9 protein-coding genes are annotated in these 11,545 nt (G+C 30.4%); 8 read left to right on the top strand and 1 reads right to left on the bottom strand.

The window, feature by feature from the left end:
- Window positions 1-293: 293 nt before the first annotated feature.
- Entirely contained in the window at window positions 294-1,982 is a 1,689-nt protein-coding gene (locus LBD57_RS06415) for a SulP family inorganic anion transporter (RefSeq protein ID WP_373470509.1), read from the bottom strand.
- A 123-nt stretch (window positions 1,983-2,105) separates the two neighbouring features.
- Here LBD57_RS06415 and folK point away from each other — a divergent pair, with 123 nt between their 5' ends.
- The 8 genes from folK to LBD57_RS06375 all read left to right on the top strand — a co-directional run.
- On the top strand, window positions 2,106-2,615 hold the full coding sequence (folK, locus tag LBD57_RS06410; RefSeq protein ID WP_373470508.1) for a 2-amino-4-hydroxy-6-hydroxymethyldihydropteridine diphosphokinase: 510 nt from the start codon (window positions 2,106-2,108) through the stop codon (window positions 2,613-2,615).
- A gap of 18 nt (window positions 2,616-2,633) precedes the next feature.
- Complete coding sequence (gene panB, locus LBD57_RS06405) at window positions 2,634-3,431, top strand: 3-methyl-2-oxobutanoate hydroxymethyltransferase (RefSeq protein ID WP_373470507.1); 798 nt, start codon at window positions 2,634-2,636, stop codon at window positions 3,429-3,431.
- A complete protein-coding gene (gene panC, locus LBD57_RS06400; RefSeq protein WP_373470506.1) occupies window positions 3,428-4,267 on the top strand; it encodes a pantoate--beta-alanine ligase in 840 nt (279 codons plus the stop codon). Before panB ends, panC begins: the two co-directional genes overlap by 4 nt.
- A gap of 6 nt (window positions 4,268-4,273) precedes the next feature.
- Window positions 4,274-5,839 carry an L-aspartate oxidase gene (nadB, locus tag LBD57_RS06395; RefSeq protein ID WP_373470505.1) on the top strand — a complete coding sequence of 522 codons (1,566 nt, stop codon included), beginning with the start codon at window positions 4,274-4,276 and terminating at the stop codon, window positions 5,837-5,839.
- A gap of 13 nt (window positions 5,840-5,852) precedes the next feature.
- Window positions 5,853-8,669: an excinuclease ABC subunit UvrA gene (uvrA, locus tag LBD57_RS06390; RefSeq protein WP_373470504.1), complete on the top strand. Its 2,817-nt coding sequence runs from the start codon at window positions 5,853-5,855 to the stop codon at window positions 8,667-8,669.
- 183 nt (window positions 8,670-8,852) lie between these two features.
- A complete protein-coding gene (locus LBD57_RS06385; protein WP_373470503.1) occupies window positions 8,853-9,563 on the top strand; it encodes a DNA alkylation repair protein in 711 nt (236 codons plus the stop codon).
- Window positions 9,564-9,691: 128 nt separating this feature from the next.
- On the top strand, window positions 9,692-10,870 hold the full coding sequence (locus LBD57_RS06380; RefSeq protein WP_373470502.1) for an HD domain-containing protein: 1,179 nt from the start codon (window positions 9,692-9,694) through the stop codon (window positions 10,868-10,870).
- A 250-nt stretch (window positions 10,871-11,120) separates the two neighbouring features.
- The coding region (locus tag LBD57_RS06375) for an LA_2272 family surface repeat-containing protein (RefSeq protein ID WP_373470501.1) at window positions 11,121-11,545 on the top strand (425 nt) is incomplete at its 3' end.

The raw sequence follows: 11,545 nt of genomic DNA, 5'->3' as shown, positions 1-11,545 counted from the left end.
GTTGCTAAAGAGTTCCTCTAAAAAATGAATATCCTTTTGCTATACTGTGTTAAAAAACTTGTGTTTATCGTTTTTTTCTTTGCTTTGTCAAAAATTTATAGCAATTATACACATTAGAACCTGACTCGCCCAGTAAAAGGGAAAGATTGGGGGAACCCTAATGCTAAAGTTAGGTTTTAGAATATGGATTCAAGCAAAAGATCACCCTATTTTGGCGTCAATGCAAGAAACTGCTTACTTAAATTTTGCAATTGTAAGAATACAATAAAAATGCTTATATTTTTTAGCAAAAATTATTTTATATGGAATGTATTATTATATTCTTCAACATAACTTATATATTCTTCAGCTTTTTTAAATGCAGTGTCTATATTTAATGCAAAGTTGGCCCTCCCTAAAATTTCTATAAAACCGTAGTTTTTCAATACTTTTAAAGGCTGTTTCTGTATTTGACATAGAATTAGACTTGTATTTGAAGACGCACATTTTTTGTATATCTTGTATAAAGCATGATACCCTGTCTCATCCATTGCAGGAACTTTTCTCATCCTTAAAATTATAACTTTACAATCTTTAATTTTCTCTATGTACTCTACAAAAGTACTTGCAGCTCCAAAAAAGAAAGGGCCATTAATTTCGTACAAAACTATACCCTTTATTTTTCTCTTTTTTTCTATTTTATCTTCATCTATACCTTCGTAAACATCATGTGAAGATGTGTCAATATTTGCAATATCAGACATTCTTTTCATAAACAAAAATGATGCTAAAATCATCCCTATTTCAATTGCGTAAACTAAATCTGCAAAAACTGTTAAAGCAAACGTAGTAATAAGTACTATAGAATCGCTTACTGGTGCTTTTAAAATTTCTTTAAAAGCACCGAAATCCATCATTCTATATGCTACTGTAAAAAGTATGCATGCAAGAGTCACCATTGGGATAAGCACAATATACTTAATAAAAACAAGAACTAAGATAAGCATAAAAATTGCATGTGCTATGCCAGCAATAGGAGTTCTGCCTCCGTTATTAATATTGGTAGCAGTTCTTGCTATTGCTCCGGTTGCAGGAATTCCACCAAAAACAGCAGAACCTAAATTAGCTATACCTTGTGCTATTAACTCTGTATTTGACCTATGCTTTTTTCCTATCATGCCGTCTGCCACTACTGCAGAAAGCAAAGATTCTATTCCTACAAGAATTGCTATTGTTAACGCTGGTTGAAACAGTTTACTCATTAAAGCAACGTTTAATCCAGGAATATGCGGAGCAAAATCTATGGACTCTGTTATATCTCCAAAACGAGAAAATATTGTGTCTATAGGGAGATTAAAGAAATGTACTATTAACGTTGAAAATATAAGAACAGCTAATGACGCTGGAAAAAACTTAAATTTTTTAGGATAAAAACCAACAAACAACAATACAGCAACTCCCATAATAAAAGTTGCTATGTTTAAGTTCCCAATAGTTTTTATATATAAAGCCCACTTATCTATAAAGTTAGCCGGAATGTTGCTAAGCTCTAAACCAAAAAAATCGTTAATTTGTGTTGAAAATAAAATAACAGCTATTCCGTTTGTAAAACCAGTCGTTATGGGATCAGGAATATACCTAATAACTTTTCCAAATTTTAACAAACCCATAAGTATCAATAAAATACCGGCCATTGCAGTTGCTGTAACTAAACCATTTGTTCCATAATTTTGAATTATACCATATACTATAACGACCAAAGCACCTGTAGGACCACCAATTTGAACACGACTACCACTAAACAAAGAAATTAAAAACCCGGCGACTATTGCAGTTATAAGTCCCTTTCCTGGAACAACTCCAGAAGCAATTCCAAACGCTATTGACAAAGGAATTGCTACAAAGGCTACTATAAGTCCTGCATTTATATCTGTGATAATGCGACTAAAAGTAAATTCCTTTGGCTTATTTTTTAATAGAGTAAATAATTTTGGTTTAAACATCGTTTATTATTTAATTATGAAACTAAATATTAAATGTATTATAATAAGTTCGACTTTTATACAAGAATATAATATAAAATTTAATTAAGCAAGGTAATTGGGGCGTTTAATTGTAAAAAAATAATGAAATATACAATTTATTTAGGTTTAGGATCAAATATCGGTAACAGAGCAGAGAATATATTTACTGCCCTGTCTTTTATGCAAAGTAGTCTACTTATAAGAATTATAAAGGTATCTTCTTTATATGAAACATCTCCTATTGGACCAAAGCAAAAGCCTTTTTACAATATTGCAATCAAAGCAAAAACTAACTTAAATCCCTGTGACCTACTATTTTTTTTAAAACGACTAGAACAAATTTTAGGCCGAAAAAAAACTATTAAATGGGGACCACGTATAATAGATATAGATATCTTATTTTTTAATAAAAAAGTTTTGAATAATTATTTATTATCTATACCTCACAAAGATGTACAAAATAGGTTGTTTGTTTTAGTTCCTCTTAACGAGATTGAAAAAAATTTATTGCATCCTACATTAAATAAAACAATACAACTAATATTAAAAGAAAAGTTATTGACTCTTAAAAAACAAAAGGTTAAAATCATAAAAATAAACTCAGATAATTAAAATATAGGATAGTTAAAAATGAATGAAAAAACTGTTATAACAATTCTAGATAAAAAACGAAAACATGAAAAATTAACAATGCTTACTTGTTATGATTATGTTATGGCAAAACTCATTTCCAAAGATGTTGATATGTTGCTTGTTGGAGATTCTCTTGGCAATGTAAAACTTGGCTACGAAAACACAATTCCTGTAACAGTAGATGACATAATATACCATACTAAAGCTGTAAAACGAGGAAATAGTGGTGCTCTAATTGTTGCTGATATGCCGTTTATGTCTTACGAAATAGATGTAAAGGATGCTGTCACAAATGCAGGTAGAATTGTTAAAGAAGGTGGGGCACAAGTTGTAAAAATTGAGGGCGGCAGTGAAGTCATAAAACAAATAAAAGCTATAGTTGATGCAAAAATTCCAGTAATGGGGCATTTAGGGTTGACTCCTCAAGCTATCAATAAACTCGGAGGATTTAAAGTTCAAGGAAGAAATAAAAAAGATGCTTTAAAACTCATAAATGATGCAAAAATTTTACAAGAAGCTGGAGCCTGTGCTATCGTACTCGAAGCAGTACCTGAAGATTTAGCAAAAAAAATTACAAAAGCTTTAATTATACCAACTATAGGTATAGGTGCAGGACGTTATTGTGATGGGCAAGTTTTAGTGGTATATGATATGTTAGGTATGTTTGTTGACTTTACTCCAAAATTTGTAAAAAGATATGAAAATGTCGGAAAAACTATTCAAAATGCTGTAAAAAATTATATAGATGAAGTAAAAACGGGTAAGTTTCCAGAAAAAAGGAATATATATATATGAAAGTTATTAAAACCATATCTAAATTACAAAAAGCTGCATTTAAACATTTAAAAAATGGAGACGAGATAGGACTTGTTCCAACAATGGGAGCATTACACCAAGGTCATGAATCTTTAATTTTAAAGTCAAAAAAAAATGATGATGTTACTATAGTTTCGATTTTTGTAAATCCTCTACAGTTTGGCCCAAACGAAGATTATTTAAAATATCCTAGACCCATAAAAAAAGATTTACAATTTTGCAAAAAAAACCATGTTGACTACGTTTTTATGCCAACAGTAAACGAAATGTTTCCAAATTCTCATAAAACTTTTGTAGAAGTAAGAGACTTACAAGATATTATGTGCGGTAAATTTAGACCTGCTCATTTTAGAGGTGTTGCGACGGTAGTAGCCAAGCTTTTAAATATATCTTATGCTTGTAATACTTATTTTGGGATGAAAGATTTTCAGCAATTAAAGATAATAGAACAAATGGTTAAGGATCTAAATTTTAAAACAAAAATTGTGTCTTGCCCAATTGTAAGAGAAAAGAGTGGATTGGCCATTTCTAGTAGAAATACATATCTATCACCTCAAGAAAAAGAGATGGCTTCTAAAATTTATAAAATTTTAAAAAAAGCATCTATAGATTTTAAAAATAAAAATCTGAGCGCTTTAAAGCAAACCGCTCTAAACAAATTAAATAAAATTCCTAAAATTAAAATAGATTATGTAGATATTGTAAACTTTAAAGACTTATCTTTTGCTGATAAAAACACCAAAAAAGTTATTTTAGCAGTTGCTGTCTGGTTAGGAAAAACTAGACTGATAGATAATATAATAATGACTAGGTAGCCAACAATGATACGTTCAGATTATTTAATAATAGGGAGTGGTATAGCGGGTTTAAGTTTGGCTTTAAAAGTTGCACAAAAAGCTAAAGTTTCACTGATTACAAAAAAGAAATTATTTGATTCCTCAACAGATAAAGCTCAAGGCGGTATAGCCTGCGTTATAGACAAATCTGACAGTTTCGAAAAACATATACAAGACACTCTAGTTTCTGGAGCTGGACTTTGTGATAAAGACAAAGTAACAAAACTTGTTCAAGAATCTCCAGACAGATTAAACGAACTTATAAGTCTTGGGGTTGAATTTACAAAAAAAGAAAACAATCCTAATGAATTTGATTTAGGGTTAGAAGGCGGGCATAGCCAAAGAAGAATTTTACATGCCGGAGATGTTACTGGCAATGAAATAGAAAATGTCCTAATAAAGAATATTCTAAAAAATAAAAGCATCACTGTCTTTGAGAATTATACTGCTATAGACTTAATTGTTAATGAAAACAATATTTGCTGTGGAGCATATGTTTTTGCAAATGAAAAAAATTATATTGAAATTTTTCAAGCTAAAATAATAGCTTTAGCTTGTGGAGGCGCAAGTAAAACTTATCTTTATACATCAAATCCAGATGTTTCTACAGGTGATGGGATTGCTATGGCATATAGAGCTGGGGCTGATGTAGCAAATATGGAATTTGTGCAATTTCACCCGACATGCTTATATAATAAAAATGCTAAATCTTTTTTAATATCAGAAGCTGTCCGTGGAGAAGGAGCTATCTTACGTTTAAAAGATGGAAGCCAGTTTATGGATAAGTATAGTCCTCAAAAAGAGCTAGCTCCAAGAGATATAGTTGCAAGAGCAATTGACAAAGAACTTAAAACAAGAAGACAGGATTGTGTTTATTTAGATATTACTTCAAAAAGTAAAAGTTTTCTTATGAAACGTTTTCCTAATATTTATATCAAATGTTTAGACTATGGCATAGATATGGCAAAAGACATGATACCTGTAATTCCAGCAGCACATTTTTTTTGTGGAGGAGTAAAAATAGATGAGCATGGCAGAACTAATATAAAAAACTTGTATGCATTAGGAGAAACATCTTGCTCTGGTATACATGGAGCAAATAGATTAGCCTCAAATTCTCTACTTGAAGGTATAGTTTATGCAGATAGAGTTTATAAAGATTCTTTACGGCTTTTAAATGGAAAATATTATGATTTACAAAATCTCCCTAACAAATATAAAACTTCAAAAAACAATTCCCTTGTATATATGCAGGAATGGGAAGAAATAAGACGCGCTTCTTGGAATTATTTAAGTATAACACGCTCAAATGAGAAATTAATTAAAGCAAAAAAAAGAATATCTATATTGAAAAGTGAAATTAACACATTTTTCAAACATTCCCCAGTAACAGTAGAAAATATAGAATTAAGGAATATAGCTTGTATCGCAGATTTAATTGTAAATTCTGCATTACAACGAAAAGAAAGTAGAGGCTTACATTATAATGTAGACTACCCTGAAATGTTACCTGTTGCAAAAGATATCGTACTTAATGAGTCTGTCAAATAAAGGATGTTCATAAATGAACAATATAATTAAAATCCGTGGTGCAAGACAACACAATTTAAAAAATATTGATATAGATATACCCAAAAATAACTTGGTTGTTATTACTGGGCTGTCTGGATCCGGCAAATCCTCACTTGCCTTTGATACAATCTACGCTGAAGGGCAAAGAAGATACGTTGAATCTCTATCAGCGTATGCTAGACAATTCTTAGAACTTATGGATAAACCTGACGTAGATATTATTGAAGGTTTATCTCCTGCGATTTCAATAGAACAAAGAAATCCATCTCACAATCCACGTTCTACAGTTGGTACAGTAACTGAAATTTACGATTATTTAAGATTACTATTTGCAAGAACAGGCATTGTTCATTGTCCAAAATGTGAAAAATTAGTTAAACCTCAATCTGTTCAACAAATAATTGATGATGTGATGAAGCTTCCTAATGAAATTATGATCAATATAATTTCTCCTTTGATTAAAGGAAAGTCAGGCACTTATGAAGAACTGTTTTCTAGATTATTAAAAAACGGATATTCTAGAGTCAGAGTTGATGGAAATATCTATGCTCTAGAGGAAAAAATAAGTCTAGATAGATATAAAAAACACTCTATAGATATAATCATAGACAGAATAAAACTTAAAGACGATTTAAGACAAAGAGTGGCAAATTCTATTGAAACCGCTTTAAAAGAATCTAAAGGCACAGTAACAGTTGCTATAATAAAAAATGGAAACATTTCTTCAGAAATGGTCTATAGCGAACAATATGCATGTATTGATTGTGGTATAAACTTTTCTGAAATAGAACCTAGACTTTTTTCCTTTAACTCTCCTTTTGGAGCATGTCCTGAATGTGGTGGACTTGGTGAAAAAATAGAAATAGACGAGACTTTAATAATTCCTGATACCAACCGCTCCATAAAACAAGGAGCAATAGTAGCATGGTCAGACCCAATAACAACTAGAACAAACCGCTGGAAAAATAGTTGGAGCGGATACTATGGGCAATTGCTTAAAGAAGCCGCAAAAAAGAATAAAATTCCTATAGATATTTCATGGAAACAATTAACAAAAAAACAACAAGATATTTTGTTATATGGCAGCCAAGACTTTGAAGGCGTTATAACAAATATGCAAAGACGTTATAATGAAACGGAATCTGAGTTTGTAAAAAACGAAATCTACAACAAGTATATGGCAAAAAAAGTTTGTCCTTTATGTAAAGGCAAAAGATTAAAAAACGAAGCCTTATCAGTATTTATTGAAAATCAATCTATTGCTGATGTTACAAAAATGTCTATAGAACAATCCTATGACTTTTTTAAAAACATAAAATTTAACGAAAAAGATAAGTTGATAAGTAAGAGTATTCTAAAAGAGATTTGCGAAAGGTTACTATTTCTAAATAATGTTGGACTTGGATATTTAAGTTTAGACAGAGAAAGTTCTACCTTGTCCGGTGGGGAGGCTCAAAGAATACATTTAACTAAACAAATTGGTTCCGGCCTTACTGGAGTGCTTTACGTTCTTGATGAACCTTCTATTGGGTTACATCAAAGAGATAACAACAAGCTGTTAAGCACTTTATTAAAACTGAGAGATTTAGGCAATACTTTAATTGTTGTTGAACATGATGAAGATACAATGAGAGCTGCAGATTATATATTAGATTTAGGGCCAGGAGCTGGCACTAATGGAGGCCATATAGTAGCAAAGGGAAATGCTAAAGAAATAATGCAATCAAAAACCTCATTAACTGGACAATATTTAAAAGGAACTTTAGAAATACCTATCCCTAAAAAAAGAAAAAAACATCAAGACAAATGGCTCACAATAACAGGAGCACAACAGTTCAATTTTAAAAATATAGATGTAAATATTCCCTTAAGTCTATTCGTTTGTATTACTGGGGTCTCTGGTAGTGGAAAATCTACTTTGATACACGAAATATTGTATAAAAATCTGGCAAACATACTTTATGGTTCTAAAGAAAAACCCGGTAACTTTAAAACTATGGAGGGTATTGAAAATATAGACAAGGTGGTCATAGTTGATCAGTCTCCTATAGGAAGGACTCCTCGTTCAAACCCAGTAACTTACACAGGAGCATTTTCAGTTATAAGAGACTTGTTTGCTCAAACATCTCAAGCTAAAGCAAGAGGCTATCTGCCTGGAAGATTCTCTTTTAACGTGAAAGGCGGTCGGTGTGAAAATTGCCAAGGTGATGGAACTTTAAAAATTGAGATGCAATTTTTGCCAGACGTATATGTTAAGTGTGATATTTGTAATGGTAAAAGATTTAACGAAGAAACTTTACAAATAAATTATAAAAGCAAAAACATAGACGAAGTTTTAAATATGACCGTTCAAGAAAGTGTTAAATTTTTTGAAAACATACCTTCCTTAAAAAGAACTTTATCCACACTTGAGGATGTCGGGCTTGGATACATTAAAGTAGGCCAAGCTGCTACAACTCTTTCAGGAGGGGAAGCTCAAAGAATAAAACTCGCTAGCGAACTTGCAAAAAAAGCTACTGGAAAAACCTTATACATTCTTGACGAACCTACAACTGGGCTACACTTTGCAGATGTAAGTAAACTTGTAGAAGTTTTACAAAGACTCACATATACAGGAAATACAGTACTTGTTATAGAGCATAATTTGGATGTCATAAAAACTGCAGACTGGGTTATAGATTTAGGGCCAGAAGGTGGAAAGAGAGGGGGTACCATTGTAGCAGAAGGCACGCCTGAAGATATAATGAAAAACAAGAAATCTTTTACTGGTTACTACTTAAAAAAACATACTATTAAAAGATCTTTATAAAGGAGATGTTATGTATTTAAACTTAATCATTTATGCTATTATTTTTAGTATTTTTTACACATTGCTATTTTTAATTTTTTATAAATTGAAGATATTAAAAATAAAATTTGTTGCATTATTTGTGTTTACATCTATAACATATTTCGGGTTAGCTCTTCTTTTAAAAAAATATATAAACCTATAATGATAAAACAAATGTTGAAAGACTTAACAAAACTGAAAAACGCAGATTTTGCTGATTGGAGTAAAAAACTTCTTAACGTTAAAAAAGGTGCTTACGCTCAAAATGACGTTGTTTGGGGAATCAAAGTACCTCAAATACGTAACATTACTAAAAAATATTCTAAAGTAATAACTTTGGAAGAAACTGAAAATTTATTAAAATCCCGAGTACACGAAGTAAGATTTGCATCTTTACTAATTTTAATCAAAAAATATAAGTCAGCACCTCAAATAGAAAAATTAAAAATAGTTAAGCTATATTTAAAAAACTCAAGATATATAAATAATTGGGATTTAGTAGATTTGAGCTGCTACAAAATAACAGGGCATTATTGGTATAATTATTCTTTGGAAGGTTATTGGGAATTTGCAAAATCTAAAAATCTTTGGAAACAAAGAATTGCCATAGTCTCAACTCTATATTTTATAAAACATGGAAGATTTGACGAGATTTTAAAACTTTCTGAGCTACTATTAAACCATAAACACAATCTTATACACAAAGCTGTTGGTTGGATGCTTAGAGAAGTTGGAAAACAAAATAAACAAACTCTCACATCATTTTTAGATAAATACTCTAGTCTTATGCCTAAAATAATGTTAAGATATTCTATTGAAAAAATATCTTTACAAGAAAGAAAATATTATTTGGATCTTTCTAAAAAACTTTAATACCTATAATTGTTGTGAATTTTTGGGAGTTTATCGTGTTATAAGCACAAATTGTAACACATAGTGTTTAAAAACATAACAAGGATGTGGTTAATGGTTTTAAAAAGGCTCATTTACAGAGGTGATGAATGATAACAAAAGATTTAATTTTAAAAATCTTTTCCGCAGCAAACATTTTAAGATGGAACGACCATATACGCCCTTTAGATTTCTATGAAATCGATAAACAAGCACATAAGATAATAATAGCTTATATTCTTGCAAAATTTGAAGAAAATAATAAGAAAAATATTGATTGGATAAAACTTATTGAGGGGGGAATTTTTGAATTTTTTCAGAGAATAATGCTTACGGATTTAAAACCTGAAATTTTTAGAGAAATAATGTCTAAAAAAGAATCAGAATTAAATAAATGGGTATTGTCAAATTTAAAAGATATTTTAAATGCAATTGGGCCTGACTTTGCAGAAAGATGCGAGAATTATCTCCTAGACAAACATTATGCAGAATTTGAAAGAAGAATTTTAAGTGCCGCACATTGCCTCTCAACAAGATGGGAATTTAACATAATTTATCCTTGGAATTCTATGCTTTATGGTATAGAAAAAACTAAGCAAGAAATAGAAGGCACTGTAATTTCTTTTGAAGACTTAATTGGTATAAGTAAACTATTAATTAATAGAAGATATTATGGGTTTTTAGATTTATGCGGCCAGTTAAGATTTCAGCAAAGATGGGCGCAAACTTTTAGAACACCTAAAACAACAGTTTTAGGACACATGTTAAGTGTCGCAATTTTTGCCTATTTACTTTCCATGGAAATGAATGTCTCTAAAGTTAGAAAATATAACAATTTTTACTCTTCACTTTTTCATGATCTACCAGAAATACTTACAAAAGACATAATCTCCCCTGTAAAATCTTCTATACCAGATTTAGATGATATAATAAAACAGTACGAAACCAAACAAGTAGACGAAAAAATATTGCCTCTAATACCTGAAAGCTGGCATAAAGAAATACAGTACTTTATAAAAGATGAATTTGCAGACAAAATTATTGAAAATGGTGTACAAAAAAAAGTAGAAGATATTGATAACTTTAACGATGACAAATATAATGCTATCGATGGCTCATTAGTAGAAGTATGCGATAAATTTTGTGCTTATATAGAAGCATCTATAGCAATAGAATACGGGATAAGTTCACCGATATTAGCAAAATCAAAGAAAAAATTATATGATAAATATACACAATTTAAAAATAAAAAATTCGATTTAACTAAGTTGTTTGATTATTTCCAATAAAAATACTGATGCTAGCTTAGAGAAATTCTCTTATGGACTTATCTAAACTCAAAATATATAAAATTTTTTATTTTTAAATAATTTAGCAAAGGTTTGTTAGTTACTACAAATAAAAAGAAATGGGCTCTCTAAACTAGTATGTGAAGCTTCTATAATACATATTGAACATAAGAAAAGTAGCAAAATTTATTTACTTACGGTCAAAGTATTGCATTTTACAAATAATGTCTATCTCCAAAGGAGGGAGTAAATGAAAAAAGGTGTACTGGTTTTACTTTCATTAGCAGTATTTACTGTACTTTCTTTTGCATCAACACCTATTAAGCTTTCCCTATGGGACAAATTTTCTATACCTCAAGATGACTCTCTTGAAGGTCTTGAGTTAGGTATTGGCTCTTATACTCCAAATGTTAAAGGTGTTTCTTTTAACTTGCTTTTCTCTAAAACTGATAATGCTTTCGCTTGGCAAACAGGTATCGTTACTCTTACTAATAACTTTGAAGGATTACAGCTTGGTTTTATTAATTGGAACCAAAACAACGTTTCTGGCATACAGTTGGGCTTTTTTAATAAAGCTATCTCTGTTAAAGGATTACAGTTGGGCTTTATTAACGTTACTGAAAATATGCAAGGTGTACAAATTGGACTTGTAAATCTTATTAAAACAGGCAAACT

This window comes from Candidatus Endomicrobiellum cubanum (genome assembly GCF_031278955.1).
GTDB lineage: Bacteria > Elusimicrobiota > Endomicrobiia > Endomicrobiales > Endomicrobiaceae > Endomicrobiellum > Endomicrobiellum cubanum.
This window is presented reverse-complemented; position numbering and strand designations above follow the sequence as displayed.

Excerpts from the sequence above, each read along its gene's own strand:
- LBD57_RS06380 (WP_373470502.1), top strand. The coding sequence starts at position 9,692 with ATGATAACAAAAGATTTAATTTTAAAAATCTTTTCCGCAGCAAACATT.
- LBD57_RS06415 (WP_373470509.1), bottom strand. The coding sequence starts at position 1,982 with ATGTTTAAACCAAAATTATTTACTCTATTAAAAAATAAGCCAAAGGAA.
- panB (WP_373470507.1), top strand. The coding sequence starts at position 2,634 with ATGAATGAAAAAACTGTTATAACAATTCTAGATAAAAAACGAAAACAT.
- uvrA (WP_373470504.1), top strand. The coding sequence starts at position 5,853 with ATGAACAATATAATTAAAATCCGTGGTGCAAGACAACACAATTTAAAA.
- nadB (WP_373470505.1), top strand. The coding sequence starts at position 4,274 with ATGATACGTTCAGATTATTTAATAATAGGGAGTGGTATAGCGGGTTTA.
- panC (WP_373470506.1), top strand. The coding sequence starts at position 3,428 with ATGAAAGTTATTAAAACCATATCTAAATTACAAAAAGCTGCATTTAAA.
- folK (WP_373470508.1), top strand. The coding sequence starts at position 2,106 with ATGAAATATACAATTTATTTAGGTTTAGGATCAAATATCGGTAACAGA.
- LBD57_RS06385 (WP_373470503.1), top strand. The coding sequence starts at position 8,853 with ATGATAAAACAAATGTTGAAAGACTTAACAAAACTGAAAAACGCAGAT.